Raw genomic sequence first — 23452 nt, 5'->3', positions numbered from 1 at the left:
TCTCCCCCACAATTCGGCCCGGTTTAACAATATTCCCCCCCGGCGCACTTCTGTTGCGGATCAGTGCGGGGCCGTGTGTGTTTTGTGTTGCTATAGCGACACAAAACACACACGGGTCAGTCGAGCAGCGTGTAGCTGAGTTCTTTGCAGACTCGTCCCAAGGGGACGTCCAGTCCCGGGTGGCTCAGCGGTAGCAGGACGTCCGGGGAATCCGGGAGCGCCGTTGCCGCCGGTGGGTCCCACAGGCACAGCGACGGGTTTCCCGCGTCCATCGAGGATCGGTACCAGAGCCCGTCGAGCTCCGGGTAGGCCGCGCGGATGCCGCGGGCCCATGCCTGGGTGCGGAGCTTGGGGCCACTGCTGATCGCCTGCGAGGCCCCGGCCCGGGTGGGCCACAGGCCGGTCAGGTCCAGCAGCCGGAGCGTCCGACGTGGACGGAACAGCACCAGGTGCGGGCTGCGCGTCCGGCGGTCCACTGTGGAGGTCGCCTGGTAGACCTCGGCGATGCAGGTCTGCACCGACAGCGAGAAGTACAGGACGCCGTGTTCCCGGGTGACCGTCGGGCCGCCCTGGTTGTTGGGCAGGTGCGGGTCGAACCGGGCGTGCGGCAGCGGGCCGGCGTAGCGGAAGCTGTTCCACTGCTGCGGGTGGTTGCCCCCGGAGGTGAACACGCGCACGAGGCGAGTGCCGGCGGGCACCGCGATCACGTCTTCGGTCCGCCGGAGCATCGCCTGCAGCGCAGCGGGCGCAGGCGGCTGTGGTAGCCGTGCCATGTAGGTCCTGGGTTGGGGTCTCGAAGGTTGGGGGAAGCGCTCAGGCCGGGGTGCCGATGGTGGCGGCGAGCTCGGCCACCCGCTGCGGATCGCCGCCGGCCAGCAGCCACTCGCGCGGGCTCGCCGGCCGGTCCCCGATTTCGAGGTCCTCCTGCGGCGTGGTCATGAAGTTGGCCAGCACGAGTGCCGGCTGGTCGGCGGGCATCAGCGCGAGCACGGCGTCCAGGCCGGGCAGCACGTCGGTGTCGCTGAACTGCCACGCGGGCAGTCGCCATCCGCCGCGGTCCTTCCAGCCGATCAGCCGTCGTTCGCTGATGCGGTGGCGGATCCGGCTACTGTCCACTCCCACCCGGTCCGCGGCCTGGTTGACCGAGAGCGCGGTGTCGCGCAGCACCGCCTGTTCGGCGACGGTCCTCGCGCGAGCGTCGACTTCGGCGTCGCTCAGCGGCGTCAGGTCCAGGCCGGCTTCGGTGAGCGCGAGTCGTTCCGCCTCGGTGAAGTGCGCGGCTGGGTCCACCTGGGGCGAGGTGAGCTTCTTCGCAGCATCCTCGACCAGGGTTAGGAATTCGTTGGCGGTGACCTTTAAACCGGCTCGTGCCAACACGGTCTCCAGCGCGGCTGACATGGCTCCAGGGTAGCGCGGGATTCGGGAAATGTGTGCGCGAACGTGCGCCCTAGTGCCAAATATCACTTGTCGTAGCATGTGGATTGCGCAACGTGACCATCGGCCGACTCCGGTCGGGGTGTTCTTTGGCGTGATCGTGAATCTGAAGTCCCCGACCGGAGTCTGACTCGGCTACGGCAGGCTGTCCAAATGGGTCCGAACCGGATCGGAGAAAGCGTTGCCGCTGCTGGCGTCCCAGTTGATCGACCAGGTCATCACGCCGCCGATCTCGGGGTGCGGTTGGTCCGGGGTGTACTGACCGCAGTCGGTGGCCGCGGCCAGGCAGCTCAGCGCGTTGTTGACGATCGACGGATCGACGTACCCGCTACCGGCTGCCGAGGCTGTCGCCGGTAGGCCGAGCGAAACCTGGTCCGGGCGCAGCGCCTGCAGCAGGGTGCACGCCTGCGCGGTGATGAAGTCGACCGAGCCCTGGCTGTAGACCTGGCTGTCGCAGCCGTTCATCGAGCCCGAGTTGTAGTACTGCGTGTGCACGACGGTGAGGATGTCCTTGACGTTCTCGATGAGCTGCAGGTACGAGCCTCCCGGCTGCACGTCGAGAGTCTGCGGCGCCATTGTGAGCACGAATCCGTCGCCCACGCGTTCGCGTAGCTGGCGGATCGCGCTGGTCGTGTTGGCGACGTTGAGGCCGTGCTCCAAGTCAATATCTAACCCATTGATGCCGTAATCAGTTAATATTTTTCCAACCGAGTCGACGAAATTTGCGACGTTCGCAACGCTCCCCAGGTCGACGTTTCCCTTTTCGCCGCCGATGGACAGCACGAACGTCTTGCCCTCGGCCTTCTTGGCGGCGATGTCCGCTTTGAGTTGTTCGTCCGTGTAGCCGCTGAGCGTGGTGGACAGTTCCGGGTCGACGTTGAAGGTGACCGCGCCAGGGCTGGCCGGGTCGGCGTTGCCGAACGCCAGCGCGATGACGTCGTAGTTCGCCGAGACGTCGCTGATCTTCAGCGGCTTGGCGCCGTTGACGAAGTTCTGCCAGTACCCGGTGAGGTGGTGCTTGGGCACGGCCTCCGGAGTGGTGGCCGAGCCGGTCGGGGTGAACGCGAGGGCGGTGGTGAGGACGGCCGCGGCGAGCGCGGCCAGCCGTCTGGTCATGCGGGCCTCCGTGGGGTGAGCGCCGGATGATGTCCTCGCAAAATGGACTAGACCAGTTGCCAGGTCAAGGTTTTGGCGAGGTTGCGACGCCGGAGTTGCGCCGGTCGGAGCACGGCATGCCGCCGAGGGTTGACGAGACCGGTCATGCGCCGTTGACTGGACGTACCGACTGGTCGGTCTCAATGTGGAGGTGGCGTGTTGGGCAGCGCGTACGACGAACGGCCTTGGCTGGCGCTCTACGACGGCGACGTGCCCGCGGCGATCGAGCCGCGGTTCGACAACATGCTCGAACTGTTCGCCGCGGCCCGCCGGGACCATCCGGATCGCGTGGCCATCACCTACTTCGACGGCCGGATCAGCTACCGGGAGCTCGACGAGCTCAGCGACGGCCTGGCGAGCCACCTCGTCGAACAGGGCGTCGGCCGGGGCGACCGGGTGGCGCTGTACCTGCAGAACGTGCCGCAGTTCGCGATCGCGTTGCTGGCCGGGTGGAAGGCCGGCGCGATCGTGGTGCCGCTCAACCCGATGTACCGGACCCGCGAGCTGACCAAGATCCTCGCCGACGCGCAGCCGGCCGCGGTCGTCTCCTCCGAGCAGGGCTGGCACGACGTCCTCGGCGAGCTCGCCGGCCCCGCCGGGGTGCGGGTCGCGGTCACCACCAGCGAGCTCGACCTGCAGACCCGCCACGATCCGCGGCTGTTCGCCAAGCTGGAACGCCGCCCGGCCGCCGGCTGCGCGGACCTGCTGGCGGTCGCCCGGTCGAACACCGGCCGGCGCCCGCCGGAGATCGAACTGTCCGGTTCGGACGTCGCACTGCTCGTCTACACCTCGGGAACCAGCGGCGTGCCCAAGGGCGCCACCAACACGCACGGCAGCGTCGTGTTCAACGCCGAAGGCATGCGGACCCGGGTCGAGAGGCTCGGTGGCAACGGGATCTTCGGGCTCGCACCGCTGTTCCACATCACCGGCCTGGTCTGCGAGCTCGGCGCCGCGCTGGCGCTGGGCAGGCAGCTCGACCTGGTGTACCGCTTCGAGCCCGGCGTGGTGCTCGACGCGCTGGCCGAGCACCGGCCCTGCTACATGGTCGGCCCGTCCACCGCGTACATGGCCCTGATGAACCACCCCGACGTGACCGCGGGCCACTTCTCCTCGCTGGAACTGGTGTACTCCGGCGGCGCGCCGCTGCCGTCGGCGGTCGTCGAGGCCTTCCGCGAGCGGTTCGGCCACTACATCCACAACGGCTACGGGCTGACCGAGACGACCGCGACGGCGACGTCGGTGCCCGCGCACCTGGAGGCACCGGTCGACGAGGAGTCGGGCACGCTCAGCGTCGGTGTGCCCACCTACAACACCGTGCTGCGCATCGTCGATGACACCGGGCAGGACCTGCCGGTCGGCGAGGTCGGCGAGATCGTCGTCGACGGGCCGATGGTGGTGCCGTCCTACTGGAACAAGCCGGAGGAGACCGCGGCGGGCATCCGCGACGGCCGGCTGCACACCGGCGACGTCGGATTCATGGACGCGCGGGGCTGGTTCTACGTGGTGGACCGCAAGAAGGACATGATCAACGCCTCCGGCTTCAAGGTCTGGCCCCGCGAGGTGGAAGACGTCCTATATGGACACCCGGCGGTGCGGGAAGTCGCCGTCGTCGGCGTGCCGGACTCCTACCGGGGCGAGACGGTGAAGGCCTACGTCAGCCTGAGCGCCGGCGCGTCGGCCACCGCCGAAGAGCTCGTGTCCCACTGCAAGCGGCAGCTCGCCGCGTACAAGTACCCGCGCAGCATCGAGATCCTCGACGAGCTGCCCAAGACCGCGACCGGCAAGATCCTGCGCCGCGAACTGCGTGACACCGCCCGAGCCGCAGCGCGGTGAAGGGCCGTTCGGTGCCGGAAGTGCCTGGAGAGGAAGGAAATTCATGAGCAAGCGTTTCGACGGCCGGGTGGCGATCGTGACCGGCGCAAGCCGCGGTATCGGCCTGGCCATCGCCGAGCGCCTGGTGTCCGAGGGCGCGAAGGTCACCCTGACCGCGCGCAAGCCCGAGCCGCTGGCCGAGGCGGTGCAGGGCCTCGGCGGAGCCGAGAACGCCCTCGGCATCGCCGGCAAGGCCGACGACGCGGAGCACCAGGCGGAAGCGGTCGCCAAGACCGTGGAGACCTTCGGCCGGGTGGACATGCTGGTCAACAACACCGGCATCAACCCCGCCTACGGCCCGCTGATCGAGCTGGAGCACGGCATCGCGCGGAAGACCTTCGAGGTCAACGTGCTCGCGGCGCTGGCGTGGACCCAGCAGGCGTACCAGGCGTGGATGAAGGAGCACGGCGGTTCGGTGCTCAACGTGTCCTCCGTGGCCGGTCTGCGGCCCGCGCCGGGCATCGGCTTCTACGGTGCCACCAAGGCGATGCTGGCGTACATCACCAAGGAGCTCGCGGTGGAACTCGGCCCGGGCGTCCGGGTCAACGGCGTCGCCCCGGCCGTGGTGAAGACGAATTTCGCCACCGCGCTGTACGAGGGCAAGGAGGACGAGGTCGCCGCGGGATATCCCTTGAAGCGACTGGGAATTCCGGCCGACATCAGCGGCGCGGCGGCGTTCCTGCTCTCCGAAGAGGCGGCGTGGATCACGGGGCAGGTCCTGGTGCTCGACGGCGGCGTGACCCTGAAGGGCGGTGTGTGAGTTGCAGCTGGCTGATGCGGTAGTGGTGATCACCGGTGCCGGCAACGGCATCGGCGCGGCGATGGCCCGGAAGTTCGCGGCATCCGGGGCGAAGGTCGTGCTGGGCGACGTGGACGCCGACGCGGTGCGGCAGGTGGCCGCCGAGGTCGGCGGGACGGCGGTGCCCGGCGACGCGGCGAGCGAGGACGGCGTGCGCGCGCTGGTCGACACCGCGCTCGGCGAGCACGGGCGGATCGACCTGTTCTGTGCCAACGCCGGGATCTCCCGCGGCGGTGGGCCGGAGGCCGACGAGGACGCCTGGGCGCAGTCCTGGGAGGTCAACGTGATGGCGCACGTCCGCGCCGCCCGCGCGGTGCTGCCGCACTGGCTGGAGCGGGGCCGGGGGCACTTCCTGGCGACCGTGTCGGCCGCCGGGCTGCTGACGATGCTGAAGGCCGCGCCGTACTCGGTGACCAAGCACGCCGCGCTCGGCTTCGCCGAATGGCTGGCGATCAGCTACGCCGACCAGGGCATCACGGTGCAGGCCCTGTGCCCGCAGGGCGTGCGCACCAACATGCTCGGCACCAGCAGCAACGCCGGTGAGGTGATCCTCGCGAAGGGCGCGCTCGAACCGGAGCAGGTCGCCGACCTGGTCGCCGACTCGCTGGGCAGCGGTGAGTTCCTGATCCTGCCGCACCCGGAGGTCGCCGACTACTACGCGCTGCGGGCCGCCGAGCCGCAGCGCTGGCACGCCGGGATGCGAAAACTCCAGCGCAAGGTCAAGTAGGAGAAGGTGTCGCCGCCGGTTCGCGCCGGCGGGTCGATACGCTGGGTGTAGATCGACAGGGGAGGTTGACATGGCGCGGTCGGCGAACGGTCGCACTACTGCCGGACCGGCGGTGGGCGCCGAACCGGTTCCGCAGCGGTTGCTGGCCGTGGCCACGCGGCTGTTCGCCGAGCAGGGCTTCGAGATGACCTCGGTGCAGCAGATTGTGGACGCGGCCGGGGTCACCAAGGGGGCGATGTACCACTACTTCGGCTCCAAGGACGACCTGCTCTACGAGATCTACGCGCGGGTCCTGCGGGTCCAGCAGGCGCGGATGGAGAGCGCGGCGGAGAGCGGAGCACCGGTGCAGGAGCGGCTGCACGCGGTCGCCGCGGACGTCGTCGCCACGACGGCGGCGAACCTCGACGACACGGTGATCTTCTTCCGCTCGATGCACCTGCTGCACCCGGACAAGCAGGCCGAGGTCCGGGCGCAGCGGCGGCGCTACCACGAGCGGGTGCGGGAGCTGATCGAGGAGGGCCAGCGCTCCGGGGTGTTCCGGGAGGACAAGCAGGCGGATCTGGTGGTCGACTTCTTCTTCGGCGCGGTGCACCACCTCGGCACCTGGTTCCGCAAGGACGGCAAGCTCACCGGTGAAGAGGTCGGCGAGCAGTTCGCCGATCTCCTCATCTCATCCCTGCGCCCGTAGCCGGGCTTTCCGCCCGGTGTCCCATGTGGACGGTGGGTGTTCGCCCGGCTCCTGCTGTCTGTTTTGCGGACGAGGATGCCCCGAAGTGCTACCGGCACTCCTGCGGCTCGTGGTGGTCGTTCTCGTCGGCTCGGATCAGCGCCGCCTCGATGCGGTCGACGTCCCCGCGCTCGCAGGGCGGCAGTGGCGCGCCGGCGGATTCCCTCAGCCGTGCCGCCGCACCGAGCAGGCCTTTCGCCCGTCCCGGTTGGCCCGCGAGCAGCCGGGCACCGGCGAGCCCTTCCAAAGCGAGCGCGACCGCTCGCGGGTCGCCGGTGCGCCGGGCCGCGGCGAGGCCCTGCGCGTGCAGGTCGAGTGCGGCCTCCGCGTCGCCGCGTTGCTCGGCCGCGAAGCCCAGTTCGGCGAGGATGAGCGCCGCGCCGTTGTCCGCCTCGAACCGGCGGTTCCACTCCAGCCACGGCCGCAGCAGGGTTTCGGCTTCGGCGAACCGGCCGCGGCGGCGTGCGGAAAGCGCGAGCCCCACCTCGGCGAACTCCTGACCGGCCGAGTCGCCGTGCTCGACGGCCAGCGCACGTCCCCGCTCGTGCAGCTCGTCGGCGCGGGCGTGGTCGCCTTCCAGGAGCGCGATGCGGCCCAGTTCGGACCAGCGCATGGCGGCGTCCGGCCACAGCGCGAGTTCCTCGGCCAGCTCGACTCCTTCGCGTTGCCAGGCCGCCGCCGCGGGGTAGTCGCCCGCGATCTCGGCGAGCCTGCCGAGCGCGGCGCAGGCCTGGACCCGGCCCCAGCGGTCACCGGTCTCGCGGAACAACGCGAGGCTCCGTTCAGCATCCACAGTGGACTTGTCCAGGTCGCCCCGGACGTGGCGTTGCACGGCGCGCACGCTGAGAGCGGCCGCGACGCCCCAGTTGTCGCCGAGTTCTTCAAACTCGGCCAGCGCCGCGCGGATGAGTTCCTCGCCGATCGGCATGTCGCCGAACCTGGTCGCGGCGTAGCCGAGGAACCAGCCCGCCATCGCGCGCTCGCGGGGGTCGGTGACGGCGTCGCGCAGGGTCAGCGCGGCGCGGCTGTCCGCGGGCTCGCCGGTGAGCAGCCGGAATCCGGTGTGCCAGGCCGCGACCACCGCAGACCCTGCGGCTTCCGTCGCCCGCCGCGCCTCGGTGAGCCGCCCGCGCAGGAACCAGTACCACGTCATCGCGCGCGCCAGGCGGGACGCGAAACGGTCGTCGCAGAGCGCGCGGCGCAGGTTGCCGGTCTCGGCGTCGAGGCGGCGCAGCCAGCGCTGCTGGTCCGGGCCGCGCAGGTGCGTGGCCGCCTCCTCGGCGAGCGAGGTGTAGTACGCGGCGTGCGCGTGCCGGAGCCGGTCGAGCTCGCGCGGCTCCAGCTGTCGTTCGCCATACGCGGACACCGATTCCAGCAGTCCGTAGCGCGGGCCGTCGGCGGAATGCGAGACGACGACCAGCGAGCGGTCGACCAGGCGCGCCAGCAGGTCGAGCACCTCCGAGCGTCGCACGCCGTCGCCGGAGCACAGGGCCTCCGCGGCGGCGAGCGTACAGCCGTCGGCGAAGACCGCGAGCCTGCGCAGCACCGTCCGCTCTGCCGCCGTAAGCAGCTCCCAGCTCCAATCGAGCACCGCGCGCAGCGTGCGTTGGCGTGGCGGTGCGTCGCGAGGCCCGCCGGTGAGCACGGCGAACCGGTCGTTGAGGCGTTCGGCCAACTCGGTCGTGCCGAGTACGCGGACGCGGGCCGACGCCAGTTCGATGGCGAGCGGAATGCCGTCAACGCGGCGGCAGATCGTGGCGATGGTTTCGGCGTTTTCGGCTGACAGCGCGAATCCGGGCGAGGCGGCCGCTGCTCTCGCGGCGAAAAGCTGCACGGCTCCGGAACGCAGTACGTCCGCCGGCGGTGCGCCCAGTGCCGGGACGTCCAGCGGCGGCACCTCCCACAGGTGCTCGCTAGAGACGCCGAGCGGCTCCCGGCTCGTCGCAAGCACGCGGACGTCCGGCAGCACCAGCGGCACGAGCGCGGCGACCGGCTCGACGACGTGCTCGCAGTTGTCGAGCACGAGCAGCAGCCGCCTGCCGCGCAGCACGTCGGCGAGGCGTTCGACGGATGACTGCGGCCGGGCGCCGTCGCGGATGCCCAGCGCGGCGGCGATGACTTCCGCCAGACCGTCCACTGTGGTCTCCCGGGGCACGCCGGCGAGCTCGACGAGGCACACCTCGTCCTCGGCGCGGGCCACCTCAAGCGCGAGCCTGGTCTTGCCCACCCCCCCCCGGCCCCGTCAGCGTCACCAGGCGATGCGTGCAGAGCAGCGCGCGCACGTCGGCGACGGCGTCGTCGCGGCCGACGAGCTCGGTCTGCGGTGCGGGCAGCGTTTGCGGCGGCGCGGGCGGGATCTGCTGCTGCACCGGTGCGGGCGGCTCGGCGCGCAGCATTTCCTGTTGCAGCGCCGTGAGTTCGGTGCCCGGTTCGAGTCCGAGCTCGTCGCGGAGCAGCCGGCGTAGCTTGCGGTAGTTGTCGAGCGCCTCGGTGGTCCGGCCCGCGCCGTGCAGTGCGCGCAGGTGCGCGGCACGGAGGCGTTCGCGCAGCGGATGCCGTTCGACGAGCTCGCCCAGCTCGGCGGCCAGAATCGCGTGGTCACCCAGCCGCAGCCGCGCCCCGGCGTAGTCCTCCCAGGCCACGAGGCGCTGCTCCTCCAGGGCGGCGGCCGCAGTGCTGGCGAAGGCCTCGTCGGCGAACCCGGCGAACGCTTCGCCGCGCCACAGGCCGAGCGCCTCGGCGAGCAGCGCCGTCAGGCCGCCCGGGTCGGTCGTGCGCCGCGCACGCCCGGTGAGCTCGGCGAACCGCCCGCTGTCCACGGCGTTCGGCGGCACGTCCAGCAGGTAGCCCGGCGGGCGGTGCACGACGAGGCCGGCGCCGATGGCGCGGCGCAGGCGCGACACGAGGGTCTGCAGAGCGCCCGAGGGATTGGCCGGGAGCATTTCGCCCCACAGGTCGTCGACCAGCCGGTCGGCGGACACGACACGCCCCGGAGCGACGAGCAGGCACGCCAGCAGCGCGCGAACCCGCGCCTCGCGCACCGTGACGGGATCACCGCTCGGCGTCCAAACCGCGAGCGGCCCAAGCACCCCGAAACGCATGCGATCACGATAACCGCAAGCAGATCGACAGCAGACCGAGAGCGCCGCCGGGCACCTTCGTCTCGTCAACGACGAAACGGAGTTGGTCATGAAGAAGGCTGTTGTCACCGGCGGCACCCACGGCATGGGACTGGCGAACGTGCGCGAGCTGCTCGCCCGCGGCGCCGAGGTGGTGCTGACCGGCCGCAACGAGCGGAACATCGAGGAAGCGCGCACGGCGCTCAAGGGCGAGAAGGCACACGTCGTGCGCTCCGACGCGGCCAGCATGGCCGACATCGCCGCGCTCGGTGACTTCGTGGGCGAGCGGCTCGGCAGCGTCGACTACCTCTTCGTCAACCACGGCATCGCGCAGTTCGCCGAGCTCGCCGAGGTGACCGAGGAGTCGTGGGACCGGCAGTTCGCGGTCAACACCAAGGGCGCGTTCTTCACCGTGCAGCGGCTTGCGCCGCTGCTCAACGACGGCGGCGCCGTTGTGTTCACCACGGTCGCCAACGACGTCGTGTTCCCGGGACTGAGCGCCTACTCAGCGTCGAAGGAGGCGCTGCGCGCGTTCGCACACGTGCTCTCGGTGGAACTGCTGCCGAGGAAGATCCGGGTGAACAGCGTGGCGCCGGGATACATCAAGACGCCGACGATGGGCGTGGCCGACCTGACCGACGAGCAGCGCAGGGAGTTCGAGCGGCAGGGCGACGAATCGACGCCGCTGCGCCGCAACGGCACCGTCGAGGAAGTCGCCGCCGCGGCGCTCTTCCTGGCCGAGGGCGCGACGTTCACCACGAACGTCGAGCTGGCGGTCGACGGCGGCTTCGCGCAGGGACTGGGAGGACACTGACATGGCCGAGGTGCTGGACAGCCCCGACCCGTCGGTCGCCGAGCACGTGCGCCGGTATCTCGCGACCAACGGCGAGAGCGGCTACCGCGAGGGCGGGGCGACCAATCTCGTGCTCACCTATCGCGGCCGCAAAACCGGAAAGCTGTACCGGACCGGGCTGTTCTACGGCGAGGACGACGGACGGTACGTGCTCGTGGCGTCGGGTTCGGCGATCACGCACACGCACCCGAAGTGGTACCTGAACCTGGTCGCGAATCCCGAGGTCGAAGTCCAGATCCGGGGCGAGCGCTTCGCCGTGCGGGCCCGCACCGCGGAGGGCGCGGAGCGCGAGCGGCTGTGGCAGCTGATGGTCGAGCTGGCGCCGGTGTACCGAACGTACGAGGCGCGCAGCCGCCGGGTCATTCCCGTGGTGGTGCTGGAGCGCGTCGAGGACTCCGCGTAGCGGCCGGTGTCGTGGGTGCTTTCGGTCGCTGCAGCAGCTGAAAGCACTCACGACCGGTCGCCGGTTTCGGTCGTGTTGCGCGGATCGATCAATCTGCCGCCGGGGGTTGCGCCGGGCGGGTCCGGAAGGTTCGCTACTGCTTGCTCTTCTCGTGAGATCCGGCAGCAGGAGCCAGCATGAGCAGTGACACCCGTGCCGCCCGGCCACCGAAGATCGACCGCGTGCTGAACCTGGTGGAACGGGTCGGCAACAAGCTCCCCGAACCGTTCATCCTCTTCGGCCTGCTCTTCCTGGTCGTGGCGGGAGTGTCCACCGTGGTCGCCGCCTTCGGCGTCACCGTGCAGATCCCCGGCGCCGACGAGGTGACGCGGATCCGCGGCGCGTTCAGCGGTGAAGGGCTGGAGTTCCTGCTCACCAAGATGGCGGAGAACTTCATCGGGTTCCCGCCGCTGGAAACCGTGGTCACGATCATGCTGGCGGTGGGGCTGGCCGAGCGAACCGGGCTGCTCACCGCGCTGATCCGAGCCGCCTTCGGCGGTGCGCCGCGCTGGGTGCTGCCGTACGCGGTGGGACTGGTCGGGATCTCGGCCAGCGTGATGGCGGATTCGTCGATGATCATCATCCCGCCGCTGGCCGCGCTGGTGTTCAAGGCGGCCGGCCGGCACCCGGTCGCCGGACTGCTGGGCGGTTTCGCCGCCGCCGGCGCCGGCTATTCCACCGCGCCGGTGGTCACCAGCCTCGACGCGCTGTTCGCCGGGATCAGCAACAAGGTCGCCGAAACCCTGCCGCACGCCGGCACCGCGGTCACGCCCGTGTCGAACTACTACTTCAACGTGGTCTCCTCGATCCTGCTCGGACTGCTGGCCGGCGTGCTGATCGACAAGGTCATCGAGCCGCGCCTGGCGCGCACCGGCGTGCCCCGCGAGGAGTCGGCCGCGGCCGACCAGCCGGCGCCCAAGGTGGCGCTGGAGCCCGCCGAGCGGCGCGGGCTGATCTGGGCTGGCGTGGCGTTCCTGGTCGCGTTCGGGTTGGTGCTGCTGCTGGTGCTGTGGCCGGATTCGCCGCTGCGCAACGAAACCGGCGGATTCCTGCCGAAGTCGCCGCTGCTGGATTCGGTGACCACGCTGATCTTCTTGGGTTTCGCGGTGCCCGCCATCGTCTACGGCGCGATCGTCGGGGCGATCGGCCGCGCGGGCGACGTGCCGAAGCTGATGGCCGCCGCGCTGCGGGATCTCACCGGATTCCTGGTGCTGGCGTTCATGCTGGGCCAGTTCATCGCGCTGTTCAACTGGACGAATCTCGGCGCGTGGGTGGCGGTTTCGGGCGCGGACCTGCTGCGCGCGCTCGGCCTGGACGGCTACCCGGCGTTCCTCGGGTTCATGGTGCTGGCGTCGGTGCTGAACCTGTTCATCATCTCGGGTTCGAGCCTGTGGACGCTGATGGCGGCGGTGTTCGTGCCGATGTTCGTGCTGCTCGGCTTCGAACCGGGCTTCGCCCAGGCGGCGTTCCGGGTCGGGGACTCGGCGACGCAGATCATGACGCCGCTGAACCCGTACATGATCATCATCCTGGGCTACCTGCGCCGCTACGAGCCGAACGCGGGAATGGGCACCCTGGTCGCCAGGATGGTCCCGTTCGTCGTCCCGTTCTGGCTGGTCTGGGCCCTGATCCTGACGGTCTTCTACTTCGCCGACCTGCCGCTGGGGCCCGGCATGGGCATCCACATCGGACCGTGACCGCGCAACAGCGGGAGATCTCCCCTTGATCTGCGCCGCAGCAGCAGATCAAGGGGAGGGCCGGACGACCTTACGACCGCGGCTCGGCATCGACATCGGAGCGGCGGGTGCGCACACCTCGTGCCAACTCTGCTGTCAGCCGCCGGATGCGCGCGAGACCGGTGGGGAAGTCGGGCGCGTCCAGCAGCTGCCGGACGAATGCGGACCCGACGATGACGCCATCGGCGTAGCAGGCGACCTGAGCGGCTTGGGCACCGGTGGCCACACCCAGGCCTACGCACACCGGCAGCGCTGTGGTCGCGCGCGTACGGCGCACCAGGTTCTCCGCATCAGCACTGACAGATTCGCGTGCGCCGGTAACGCCCATGGTGGATGCGGCGTAGACGAAGCCCGTTCCCGCCGCCGTGATCGTGCGCAGGCGATCTTCGCGTGTGCTCGGTGCCACCACGAAAACGGTTGCGAGCCGGTGCCGTTCGGCCGCTCGACACCATGATGCCGACTCCTGCACGGGCAGGTCCAGGAGGATGCAGCCCGCACCGCCGGCCGCGGCGAGATCGGCCGCGAACTCCTCGACGCCATAGCGGTCAACGCAATTCCAGTACGTCATGACCAACACCGGCGCCGCCGCACGGAAAGTGATCGCGCTGACGGTGTTCAGGACCGCTTCCGCGGTGACGCCACCGCGCAGCGCGAGGTCGTAGGCGGTCTGGTTGACCGGACCGTCCAGCACGGGGTCGCTGTACGGGATTCCGACCTCGATGATGTCGCAGCCGCCGTCGATCATCGCCGTCAGCACCTGCACATCCTCTCCGGCGCTTGGAAAGCCCGCCGGGAGGAAGCCGATGAGCGCGGCGCGGTCCTGTTGCGCGATGCGGGTGAAGGTGTTGTCGAGCTGCTCGATCCCGCCGGTCATCGGGCCACCTCCGCAGCGGTCGGGTCGTCGAGGAACCCCGCTTCGCGGGCGACCGTGTCCATGTCCTTGTCACCGCGTCCGGACAGGCCGACCAGGATGACGGCTCCGGGGCCCAGTTCCCGGCCAAGCCGCAACGCGCCCGCCAAGGCGTGGCTGGATTCGAGCGCGGGGATGATCCCTTCGGTTCGAGACAGCAGCAGCAACGCTTCCAGTGCCTCGGCGTCGGTGACGGGCAGGTAGTGGGCGCGGCCGGTGGCGTGCAAATAGGAGTGTTCGGCTCCCACACCGGGATAGTCCAGGCCGGCGGCGATCGAGTGGGTTTCCCGGGTTTGCCCCTGCTCGTCTTGCAGGACGTACGAGCGCGAACCGTGCAGGACACCGGCCGATCCCGCACCGATCGTCGCTGCGTGGCGCGTGCTGCCAAGCCCTTCGCCGGCGGCTTCGAAGCCGTAGAGCCCGACGTGCTCGTCCGGCAGGAAGGCGTGGAAAAGACCGATGGCGTTGGAACCGCCGCCGACGCAGGCCGCGACCGCGTCCGGTAGCCGGCCGGCGTGTTCCAGGATCTGGCTGCGCGCTTCCACACCGATCACCCGTTGAAAGTCGCGCACCAAGGTGGGGAAGGGATGTGGCCCGGCTGCCGTGCCGAACACGTAGTGGGTACTTCGGACAGTCGACACCCAGTCGCGAAACGCCTCGTTGATCGCGTCCTTGAGCGTCCGGCTGCCGGACGTCACCGGCACCACGCCGGCGCCGAGAACCTGCATGCGGGCCACGTTCAGCGCCTGTCGCCGGGTATCGACCTCACCCATGTAGACGGTGCATTCCAGGCCGAGCAACGCGCAAGCGGTGGCAGTGGCCACGCCGTGCTGACCTGCGCCGGTGTCGGCGATCACGCGGGACTTGCCCATCCGCTTGGCCAGCAGCACCTGCCCCAGCACGTTGTTGATCTTGTGGGAGCCCGTGTGGTTCAGGTCTTCGCGCTTGAGGAAGATGCGGGCGCCGCCCGCCTGCTCGGCGAACCGGGTGACCTCGGTCAATGGGCTCGGGCGGCCGACGTAGCGGGCCATCAGGCGATCGAACTCCGCGACGAACGAAGGGTCGTCCTTTGCTGCCGCGTACTCGTCGGCGAGCTCGTCGATGGTCGCGAACAGTGCTTCCGGGACGAATGATCCACCGAAAGCGCCGAAATAGGCGTCGTTATCGCTGTTTTGGGCAGGGAAGAAGAACCGGCGGCACATCATGATGTCTCCTCGCGGGCACAACCGTGCCCGCGGTCAGGTGCGTATGAGTGGCAGAGCACCCTCGCGAGCACGATGAGCTCGCGAGGTCGAGCATCAGCTCAGTGCTGCCATCGCCTGCCGTTGACCTGCCCGGGCTCACATCCGATGTGGTACCGCACTCGGCGGCCCCGCACGCGGCGCGCAGGAGCCCGGCAGCCGCATGTGCGGCAACCAGGTTCGAAGCGCGCGCCAACGTTCACGAAGCGAAAATTTAGCAGCCGTCGTGCCACTAGTACACCGGCCGGGCTCAGATCGCCGGAAGATCTGGAAGTCCGCCTTCGAAACCGCCGGAGTCGCTTGCTGTTTCCGCATTGGCGGAACGCACTTGCTCCGCCGCAATCATGGTCACAGCAGCGGGCACCACCCGGGCCGCTCGCCAGAGCGTTCCCAGATGGTGCCCGTCACGTGGAAAACCGGTCAGAACATCACTCGGCTGAGGCCCTCCGCCACGCAGGCCGGTTTCGCGGCGCCTTCGATCTCGATGGTGGACTTGACCGTCAGCTGGAGGCCGCCGGCCACCTCGGTCACGTCCGCGAGTTCGGTGGTGGAGCGGACCCGGGAGCCGACCAGGACCGGGCTGGGGAAGCGGACCTTGTTCAGGCCGTAGTTGATCCCCATCTTGGCGCCCTCGAACTTGTAGGTCTGGGAGTTCAGCTTCGGCAGCAGGCTCAGGGTGAGGAACCCGTGCGCGATCGGGCCGCCGAACGGGCCCTGCTCGGCGCGCTCGACGTCGATGTGGATCCACTGGTGGTCCAGGGTGGCGTCGGCGAACAGGTTCACCTGCTCCTGGGTGATGGTGAGCCATTCGCTGGTGCCGAGCTGCTCGCCCTTGGCCGCGACGATCTCTTCCTTGCTGCTGAATACCCGCAACGCAAAACCTCCTTGAGCGACAACGAAAAGCTGATCGCCTGCCCGTTGATCTCGGTTCTTGGTCTTTTGCCTTTGAAGCGCCGTAGGCGCTTAGCCCACCCTCGCAACTCGCACCGCCGCGGGTTCACGACGCCCACCCCTCTGGGGTTCTCCCAGCGAGGACAGCCCCGATGCCGCGTATTGGTCATACACAAGTCGGGGATCCCGCAGTCGAGGCGGCCTCTGAGGTTCCGCTACCGGCACCGCCATGCAAGATGAGTCCGGAGACAGTCCTTATGGCGTGGGCAGGTCGGCGAGTTCGCCGATGCGCTGCCGGTGCGTCTCGGCGATGCCGAAGGCGAGCTGGGAGCTCTTGGCGCGGCCCAGGTAGAGGTGCGCCGAGTGCTCCCAGGTCATCCCGATGCCGCCGTGCAGCTGCAGGTGCTCCTCGGCGGCCTGCACGGCCAGCTCGGAGCAGTAGGCCTGGGCGATGGCGACCTCGAGTTCCGTCTCGTCGTCGCGGCGCGCCAGGGCGTCGGCGGCGTTGCGGGCGACGGCCCGCCCCGAGCTCACCGCCGCCCACAGGTCGGCCAGCCGGTGCTTGACCGCCTGGAACGAGCCGATCTGGCGGCCGAACTGGTAGCGCGTCTTGGCGTACTCCACGGTGGCGTCCAGGCATTGCTGGGCCAGCCCCACCTGCTCGGCGGCCAGCAGCCCGGCCGCGGCCACCAGCGCCTGCCGGAGGATCCGCTCGGCGTCGGCGCCGGCGGCGATCCGCTCGCCGACCGCCCCGTCCAGGGCGAGCGTGCCGAACCGCCTGGTGAGGTCCAGCGGCGTCGTGGGCGTCCGCGACACCCCGGACACCGAGGTGTCCACCAGGTACAGCGCCGCGCCGTCCGCGTCGGCCGCGGGCACCACCACGTAGTCGGCGACCTCCAGGTCCACCACCGCCGACACCGAGCCGGTCAGCGCGGCGCCATCGGCCTTCACCGACTGCGGGAACGGACCGTAGGGCACGGTGGTCAGCCCGACGGCGACGGTGCCGAGCTGCGAGCCGTCGATGAACTGCGGCAGGATCTCCCGCACCCGCGGCTCGTCGACGCAGGCCACCAGGGCGGCGGTGGTCAGCAGGTTACTCAGGAACGGCACCGGCGCGACGGACCGGCCGATCTCCTCGGCCACCACCGACAGCTCCCGGGCGCTTGCCCCGGCGCCGCCGAGGTCCTCGGGCACCAGCAGCGCGGCGAGCCCGAGCTCGCCGGCGAGGGTTCGCCACAGCGCGAGGTCGTAGGGCTCGTCTGTTTCGCAGCGGGCCAGCACCGCGGTCCAGTCGCACCGGTCCCGCAGCAGCCGGCGGACGTTCGAGCGCAGATCCTCTTCGACTTCGCTGTAGAGCAGGTCCGGTGCGCTCATCGCGGCAGCTCCTTCCACGGCCGGTCCTTGTCGGTGCGAATCTCCGGCGGCAGACCCAGCACCCGCTCGGCGATGATGTTGCGCAGGATCTCGGTGGTGCCGCCCTCGATCGAGTTGCCCTTCGCCCGCAGGTAGCGGAAACCGGGCCCGCGCTTGACGAAGTCGGTGTACTCGGGCTGGCGGAACGTCCAGTCGTCGTAGCCCAGCCCCGGTTCGCCGAGGAATTCCAGCTCGAACCCGGTGATCGCCTGGTTCTGCTCGGAGTAGGCGACCTTGACCGCAGAGCCTTCGGGGCCGGGTTCGCCGACGGCCATCTGCTGGCGCAGCCGGATGCTGGTCAGCCGGGTCGCCTCGGCCTCGACCCACAGCCGCAGCAGCCGGTCGTGCAGGCCGTGCGTGCGTTTCTCCGGGTGGTCGCGCCAGGCTTTCGCGGCGAGGCCGATCATGCCGCCTTCCCGCGCGGGCGCGCGCCCGCCGATGGCGACCCGCTCGTTCATCAGGGTGCCCAGCGCGACCTGCCAGCCCTGGCCGACCTCGCCGAGGCGCTGCGCGTCCGGGATCCGCACCCCGGTCAGGAACACCTCGTTGAACTCGGCTTCACCGGTGATCTGCCGCAGCGGGCGGACTTCCACGCCCGGCGCGGTCATGTCGCAGATGAAGTAGCTCAGGCCCTTGTGCTTGGGCTGGTCCGGGTCGGAGCGGGCGACCAGGATCGCCCAGCGGGCCTGGTGCGCCAGCGACGTCCAGACCTTCTGCCCGTCAACCACCCACTCGTCACCGTCGCGCACCGCCCGGGTGGCCAGCGCGGCGAGGTCCGAGCCCGCGCCCGGTTCGCTGAACAGCTGGCACCAGACCTCCTCTCCGGTCCATAGTGGACGGAGGTAGCGGCGGCGCTGCTCGTCGTTGCCGAAGCGCAGGATCGTCGGCGCGGCCATGCCCAGCCCGATGACGTTCAGCTGCGGCTTGTTGTCCGGCGCGCCGGCCTCGGCGAAGGCGGCGTCCACCACCGGCTGCAACTCCCGCGCGGCGCCCAGGCCGCCGAGGCCGGCGGGGAAGTGCACCCACGCCAGCCCGGCGTCGAAGCGCGCCCGCAGGAACTCCAGCCGATCCATCTGCGCGGGGTCGTTCGCGGCGAGGAATTCTCCTACCTTGCCGCGGAGTTCGTCGGCGTCCACGGTCATCACACCTTCGGTCCGCCGGCCACGTAGATCACCTGTCCGGAGACGAAACCGGCGCGCTCGTCGACGAAGAACGACACCGTGTTGGCGATGTCCTCCGGCTGGCCGACGCGGGCCACCGGGATCTGGCCCGCCGCGGCCTTGGTGAAGTCCTCGAAGTCCATTCCGACCCGCTCGGCGGTCGCCTTGGTCATGTCGGTGGCGATGAAGCCGGGCGCGATGGCGTTGGCGGTGACGCCGAACTTGCCGAGCTCGATGGCCAGCGTCTTGGTCAGGCCCTGCAGCCCGGCCTTGGCGGTGGAGTAGTTGGCCTGGCCGCGGTTGCCCAGCGCGGAGGTGCTGGAGAGGTTCACGATCCGGCCCCACTTGGCCTCGACCATGTGCTTCTGCACGGCGCGGCTCATCAGGAACGAGCCGCGCAGGTGCACGTTCATCACGGTGTCCCAGTCGTCCTCGGACATCTTGAACAGCATGTTGTCCCGGATGACGCCGGCGTTGTTGACCAGCACCGTCGGCCCGCCGAGCTCCGCGGCGATGCGGTCGACCGCGGCCTGCACCTGCCCGGCGTCGCTGACGTCGCAGCCGACCGCCAGCGCCGTGCCGCCGCCGGCTTCGATGGCCGACACCGTGTCGGCGCACTGCTTCTCGTCGAGGTCGATGACCGCCACGGCGAAGCCGTCCTCGGCCAGGCGCTTCGCAGTGGCGGCACCGATACCGCGAGCGGCACCGGTGACGATCGCGACACGACTGTCTGCCATTTGATCTCCTTGCGTGTGTTGTGGTTGGGGTCGTGAGTGGTAGTTCCGGTTCTTACCGGAACTACCACTCACGAGCGATCAGCGGTACTTCTTCAGCTCTCGGCGGGCCAGGGAGCGGCGGTGCACCTCGTCCGGGCCGTCGACGATGTGCAGGGTGCGGGCGTGCGCGTACAGGTTGGCCAGCGGGAACTCCTGGCTGACGCCACCGCCGCCGTGCGCCTGGATGGCGCGGTCGATCACCCAGGTCACCATCTCCGGCACCCCGACCTTGATCGACTGGATCTCGGTGTGCGCGCCCTGGTTGCCGACGGTGTCCATCAGCCACGCGGTTTTGAGCACCAGCAGCCGGGCCTGCTCGATCTTCACCCGCGACTCGGCGATCCAGTGCTGCACGACGCCCTGCTCGGCCAGCGGCTTGCCGAAGGCGATGCGCTCGTTGGCGCGGCGGCACATCAGCTCCAGCGCCCGCTCGGCCATCCCGATGGCGCGCATGCAGTGGTGGATGCGGCCCGGCCCGAGCCGGGCCTGGGCGATCGCGAAGCCCTCGCCCTCGCCGGCGATGATGTTCTCCGCCGGCACCCGGACGTTGTCGAACACGATCTCGGCGTGCCCGCCGTGGTCGGCGTCGTCGTAACCGAACACGTTCATGCTGCGGATGACCTGCACGCCCGGTGTGTCCTTGGGCACCAGGATCTGGCTCTGCTGGCGGTGCCGCTCGGCGTCCGGGTCGGTCTTGCCCATCACGATCAGGATCTTGCAGCGCGGGCTCATCGCACCGGAGGAGAACCACTTGCGGCCGTTGATCACGTAGTGGTCGCCGTCGCGCTCGATGCGGGTGGCGATGTTGGTGGCGTCGGAGGAGGCGACGTCGGGTTCGGTCATGCAGAACGCGGAGCGGATCTCGCCGTCGAGCAGCGGCTGCAGCCACTGCTTCTTCTGCTGTTCGGTGCCGAACAGCGACAGCACCTCCATGTTGCCGGTGTCCGGCGCGGCGCAGTTGGTGGCCTCCGGGGCCAGCCGCCCGACCCGGCCCATGATCTCGGCCAGCGGCGCGTACTGCAGGTTGGTCAGCCCGGCGCCGTGCTCGCCCGGCAGGAACAGGTTCCACAGACCGCGCTTGCGGGCCTCGGCCTTGAGGTCCTCCATGACCTGCGGGTGCGCCGACCACGGGTCGTCGGCCTCGGCCAGCTGTTCGAGGAACACCGGTTCGGCGGGGTAGACGTGGGAGTCCATGAAGTCCAGCAGCTGCTTGCGCAGCTCCTCGGTGCGTTCGTCGTAGCCGAAATCCATTTCATTCCTCCTTGAGGGTGGCGAGACCCTGCGCGACCAGCGGTGCCACCAGTGCGCCGACGTGTTGGAAGCCTTCGCCGACCGTCTGGTTGTGGATGAATCGGTAGTGGATCCCTTCCAAGATCACGGCGATCTTGAAGAACCCGAACGCCAGATACCAGTCCATTTCGGACAGATCGGTGCCGCTGCGTTCGGCGTAGCGGTCCAGCAGTTGCCGGGCGGTGGGGAAGCCGTACTCGGGGCCGACGCCCTTGGCGATGGGGTTGCGCTCGACGCCGTTGAAGCCTTCCCAGTACACGGCGAGCAGCCCGAGGTCGGTGAGCGGATCGCCGACGGTGGCCATCTCCCAGTCCAGCACGGCCTTGATGCGCTGGTCATCGCCGACGATCACGTTGTCCAGCCGGTAGTCGCCGTGCACGATGCCGACGCGCGGCGTACCGGGGATGGCCCCGGCCAGCCGGGTGGCGAGCTCGTCGATGCCGTCGATGTCGCGGCTGTGCGAGGCGGCCAGCTGCTTGCTCCAGCGGCGCACCTGCCGTTCCAGGAAGCCTTCCGGGCGGCCGAATTCACCCAGCCCGACGGACTGCGGGTCGATCGAGTGCAGGTCGGCGAGCACGTCCATCAGCTGCCAGGTCAGGTCGACGCGCTGCTGCGGGGCGAGCTGCTCGGTCAGCTTCGGCGTGCGGTAGACGGTGCCCGGCACGTACTCCATGACGTAGAACGGGGCCCCGATGACGTCCTCGTCCTGGCACAGCAGGTGGGTCTCGGGCACCGGCACGGGCGTGCCGGCCAGCGCGGACATCACCCGGAACTCGCGGCTCATGTCGTGCGCGGTGGCCAGCACGTGGCCCAGCGGCGGGCGGCGCACCACCCACCGGTTCGCGCCGTCACCGACGAGGTAGGTCAGGTTCGACCGGCCGCCTTGGACGAGTTCGCCGGTCAGCGGGCCGCCGACCAGGCCGGGCCGCTCGGCGTCGAGGTGCGCGCGCAGCCGGTCCAGGTCGAGGCCGGGCAGCTCACCCGGCGACGGTTGGGCGTTCATCGACTCTCCTTGCCTTGCGGGGCGTTCCGGCGCAGGGCCGGGACGAGTTCGGCGAGCCGGGCGCGGGTCGCGGCGACGTCGGTGTGCAGCACCGCGTGCAGTCCGAGCCGCTCGGCGGCTTCGATGTTCGGGGCACCGTCGTCGACGAACACCGCTTCGCCCGCGGTGAGGCCGAGCCGGTCCAGGGTCAGTTGGTAGATCCGCGGATCGGGCTTGCGGAGGCCGACCTCGCCGGAGATCACCGTGCACTCGAAGAGCCCGTCGAGCAATTCCCAGGGGTAGTTGTTGCCCCAGCTGTTGGACAGCAGCGCGGTCCGCACGCCGCAGTCGCGCAGCCGGCGCACCAGGTCGAGCATGGCGGGCTCGCTGCGCATCCGTGCGAACATCCGCCCCATCAGCCCGTCGGGCGCGACCGGTTCGTCGTCGACGGTGCGCAGCCGCTTCGCCAGGGTGCGGTCGAACTCGTCGGCGGTGATCTCGCCGGTCTCCAGCTTGTGGATCGGGGTGCCCGCGGGGGCGTTGCGGGACAGCCAGTCCTTGATCGCGGCGGAGAAGCTCTCCGGGCGGATCCGCTCGTGCTCGGTCCAGGCCCGGATGGCGGTGCGGCCGGGCGTGGTCAGCACGCCGCCGTAGTCGAAGATCGCCGCCCGGATCTCCGGGGTCGCGTCACTGGAACCCATGCCCAGGACCGTACCGACTAGACGGTATGTGCGCTAGACCCCGCTGCTCACCTCAGGCGGTGTTCCGCGAAATCCGGGCGGTCGCCCCAGGTCGGACCTGGACGAGTGGTTCCGGTGTGAACGCGCATGCCGGGAGTGCTGTTCAGCAGCGATTCGTTCGGGAGGTTGTCGCGCCTGCCGGCGGGCGCCCGGCGAACTGCGGGCTGTGCCGTCGGTTTCGCCGGGTGCTCGCCGGTGTTGTCAGAGTTGAGGTGCGATCGAGAGGACGAGCTTTCCCCGGACGTGTCCCTGTGCCGACAGGTCCTGCGCTGCGGCGATCTCCGTGAGCGGGAAGGTCTGCGCGATCGGGATCCGGACCTTTCCGCCGGCGACCGCATCGATGACGTCCTGCAGGGCGTGGTCGAAGCCCGGTTCGAGGCCCGTGACGAGGATGCCGCCCAGGTCGGGGAATGTCGGGTCGACCAGGGTCACGACCGGTGCGGTCGCAGTGGAGATGCTTCGCAGCTGGGCGTACATGTCGCCGGTGACGAGGTCGAAGGCGGCGTCGAAGGGACGGTCGGCCGTTTCCGCTGCGCGGGCCTCCCAGCCGGGGCCGTAGCTGATCGGCCTTGCGCCGAGATCGGCCAGGTACTCGTGGTTCCGCGCTGAAGCGGTGCCGATGACGGTGGCGCCGCGGGCGGTGGCGAGCTGGGTCAGGAAGGTGCCGACGCCACCGGATGCGCCGTCGACGACGATGAGGTGGCCGCTCGCGACGTTCGCCAGGCCGAGCGCGCGTACTGCTGTGGTGCCACCGACGCCGATCGTGGCCGCGGTTTCCAGCGAGACGTTCGCAGGCACTTTCACCAGCGCCGCGGCGTAGGTGACGACGAACTCGGCGGCGGCGCCGGTGGGGGACAGGCCGGCGACCCGGTCACCGACCACGAATCCGGTGACACCTTCGCCGATCGCGTCGACGACGCCGGCGACGTCCATGCCGGCGATCGCGGGTGCCGACAGCGGTGTGCCGTCGCTGAGCAGGCCGCTGCGCATCTTCGAATCCACCGGGTTCACGCTCGAGTACGCGACGCGAACCCGCACCGTTCCCGGCTCCGGTGTGGGCGTCGGGACCTCGACGATCCGCAGCACGCTGCTGTCGCCGTACTCCTGATAGATGGCTGCCTTGGGCATGCGGCTCGACCTTTCTCGGCTGGGCGCTCGTACGGGGCGGTGGGGACCACCGGGCGC

General features: G+C 69.9%; 22 protein-coding genes. 7 read left to right on the top strand and 15 right to left on the bottom strand.

What is annotated here, in order from left to right:
* Positions 1-116: 116 nt before the first annotated feature.
* From AB0I53_RS22955 to AB0I53_RS22945, 3 genes are all read right to left on the bottom strand, one after another.
* On the bottom strand, positions 117-773 hold the full coding sequence (locus tag AB0I53_RS22955; protein WP_358606320.1) for an RES family NAD+ phosphorylase: 657 nt from the start codon (positions 771-773) through the stop codon (positions 117-119).
* Between the two features lie 40 nt (positions 774-813).
* Positions 814-1398 (bottom strand): DNA-binding protein, encoded by a 585-nt coding sequence (locus tag AB0I53_RS22950; RefSeq protein WP_358606317.1) that lies wholly within the window; start codon positions 1396-1398, stop codon positions 814-816.
* A gap of 171 nt (positions 1399-1569) precedes the next feature.
* Complete coding sequence (locus tag AB0I53_RS22945) at positions 1570-2550, bottom strand: chitinase (RefSeq protein WP_358606314.1); 981 nt, start codon at positions 2548-2550, stop codon at positions 1570-1572.
* Positions 2551-2748: 198 nt separating this feature from the next.
* Between AB0I53_RS22945 and AB0I53_RS22940 the strand changes: the two genes are divergently transcribed.
* The 4 genes from AB0I53_RS22940 (at position 2749) to AB0I53_RS22925 (ending at position 6675) form a co-directional block, all read left to right on the top strand.
* Positions 2749-4422, top strand: coding sequence for an AMP-binding protein (locus tag AB0I53_RS22940; RefSeq protein ID WP_358606343.1), 1674 nt, complete (start codon positions 2749-2751; stop codon positions 4420-4422).
* A 43-nt stretch (positions 4423-4465) separates the two neighbouring features.
* The gene (locus tag AB0I53_RS22935; RefSeq protein ID WP_358606312.1) at positions 4466-5221 is read left to right on the top strand and encodes an SDR family oxidoreductase; all 756 of its coding nucleotides are present in this window, start codon (positions 4466-4468) and stop codon (positions 5219-5221) included.
* Entirely contained in the window at positions 5214-5987 is a 774-nt protein-coding gene (locus AB0I53_RS22930) for an SDR family oxidoreductase (RefSeq protein WP_358606309.1), read from the top strand. Before AB0I53_RS22935 ends, AB0I53_RS22930 begins: the two co-directional genes overlap by 8 nt.
* 70 nt (positions 5988-6057) lie before the next feature.
* On the top strand, positions 6058-6675 hold the full coding sequence (locus AB0I53_RS22925; protein ID WP_358606307.1) for a TetR/AcrR family transcriptional regulator: 618 nt from the start codon (positions 6058-6060) through the stop codon (positions 6673-6675).
* Between the two features lie 88 nt (positions 6676-6763).
* Here the strand turns inward: AB0I53_RS22925 and AB0I53_RS22920 are convergent, their stop codons facing one another.
* Positions 6764-8941 carry a hypothetical protein gene (locus tag AB0I53_RS22920; protein ID WP_358606304.1) on the bottom strand — a complete coding sequence of 726 codons (2178 nt, stop codon included), beginning with the start codon at positions 8939-8941 and terminating at the stop codon, positions 6764-6766.
* Positions 8916-9815, bottom strand: coding sequence for an AfsR/SARP family transcriptional regulator (locus tag AB0I53_RS22915; protein ID WP_358606302.1), 900 nt, complete (start codon positions 9813-9815; stop codon positions 8916-8918). The genes AB0I53_RS22920 and AB0I53_RS22915 overlap by 26 nt, the downstream gene beginning before the upstream one ends.
* Before the next feature lie 88 nt (positions 9816-9903).
* Between AB0I53_RS22915 and AB0I53_RS22910 the strand changes: the two genes are divergently transcribed.
* The 3 genes from AB0I53_RS22910 (at position 9904) to AB0I53_RS22900 (ending at position 12825) form a co-directional block, all read left to right on the top strand.
* Positions 9904-10647, top strand: coding sequence for an SDR family oxidoreductase (locus tag AB0I53_RS22910; protein WP_358606299.1), 744 nt, complete (start codon positions 9904-9906; stop codon positions 10645-10647).
* Position 10648: 1 nt separating this feature from the next.
* Positions 10649-11089, top strand: a complete 441-nt coding sequence (locus tag AB0I53_RS22905) for a nitroreductase family deazaflavin-dependent oxidoreductase (RefSeq protein WP_358606296.1) — start codon at positions 10649-10651, stop codon at positions 11087-11089.
* A gap of 176 nt (positions 11090-11265) precedes the next feature.
* On the top strand, positions 11266-12825 hold the full coding sequence (locus AB0I53_RS22900) for an AbgT family transporter (RefSeq protein WP_358606293.1): 1560 nt from the start codon (positions 11266-11268) through the stop codon (positions 12823-12825).
* A gap of 70 nt (positions 12826-12895) precedes the next feature.
* On the opposite strand, the gene trpA is transcribed toward AB0I53_RS22900, so the two are convergent.
* From trpA to AB0I53_RS22850, 10 genes are all read right to left on the bottom strand, one after another.
* The gene (gene trpA, locus AB0I53_RS22895; protein ID WP_358606290.1) at positions 12896-13738 is read right to left on the bottom strand and encodes a tryptophan synthase subunit alpha; all 843 of its coding nucleotides are present in this window, start codon (positions 13736-13738) and stop codon (positions 12896-12898) included.
* Entirely contained in the window at positions 13735-14979 is a 1245-nt protein-coding gene (trpB, locus tag AB0I53_RS22890) for a tryptophan synthase subunit beta (protein WP_358606287.1), read from the bottom strand. The genes trpA and trpB overlap by 4 nt, the downstream gene beginning before the upstream one ends.
* A 456-nt stretch (positions 14980-15435) precedes the next feature.
* Entirely contained in the window at positions 15436-15888 is a 453-nt protein-coding gene (locus tag AB0I53_RS22885) for a MaoC family dehydratase (RefSeq protein WP_358606284.1), read from the bottom strand.
* 273 nt (positions 15889-16161) lie between these two features.
* On the bottom strand, positions 16162-17280 hold the full coding sequence (locus tag AB0I53_RS22880) for an acyl-CoA dehydrogenase family protein (protein ID WP_358606282.1): 1119 nt from the start codon (positions 17278-17280) through the stop codon (positions 16162-16164).
* Positions 17277-18461 (bottom strand): acyl-CoA dehydrogenase family protein, encoded by a 1185-nt coding sequence (locus AB0I53_RS22875; protein WP_358606279.1) that lies wholly within the window; start codon positions 18459-18461, stop codon positions 17277-17279. Before AB0I53_RS22875 ends, AB0I53_RS22880 begins: the two co-directional genes overlap by 4 nt.
* Positions 18461-19216, bottom strand: coding sequence for a 3-oxoacyl-ACP reductase FabG (gene fabG / locus AB0I53_RS22870; protein ID WP_358606276.1), 756 nt, complete (start codon positions 19214-19216; stop codon positions 18461-18463). The genes AB0I53_RS22875 and fabG overlap by 1 nt, the downstream gene beginning before the upstream one ends.
* Before the next feature lie 78 nt (positions 19217-19294).
* Positions 19295-20506, bottom strand: coding sequence for an acyl-CoA dehydrogenase family protein (locus AB0I53_RS22865; protein WP_358606273.1), 1212 nt, complete (start codon positions 20504-20506; stop codon positions 19295-19297).
* Between the two features lies 1 nt (position 20507).
* On the bottom strand, positions 20508-21548 hold the full coding sequence (locus tag AB0I53_RS22860; RefSeq protein WP_358606271.1) for a phosphotransferase family protein: 1041 nt from the start codon (positions 21546-21548) through the stop codon (positions 20508-20510).
* Positions 21545-22228, bottom strand: a complete 684-nt coding sequence (locus AB0I53_RS22855; RefSeq protein ID WP_358606268.1) for an HAD family phosphatase — start codon at positions 22226-22228, stop codon at positions 21545-21547. Before AB0I53_RS22855 ends, AB0I53_RS22860 begins: the two co-directional genes overlap by 4 nt.
* Before the next feature lie 240 nt (positions 22229-22468).
* Positions 22469-23395: an NADP-dependent oxidoreductase gene (locus AB0I53_RS22850; RefSeq protein WP_358606266.1), complete on the bottom strand. Its 927-nt coding sequence runs from the start codon at positions 23393-23395 to the stop codon at positions 22469-22471.
* Positions 23396-23452 lie beyond the last annotated feature (57 nt).

Origin of the sequence: Saccharopolyspora sp. NPDC050389 (genome assembly GCF_040655595.1) — a bacterium.
Classification (GTDB): Bacteria; Actinomycetota; Actinomycetes; order Mycobacteriales; family Pseudonocardiaceae; genus Saccharopolyspora.
Note: the sequence above shows the minus strand (reverse complement) of the source record. Positions and strands in the feature narration are given on the sequence as shown.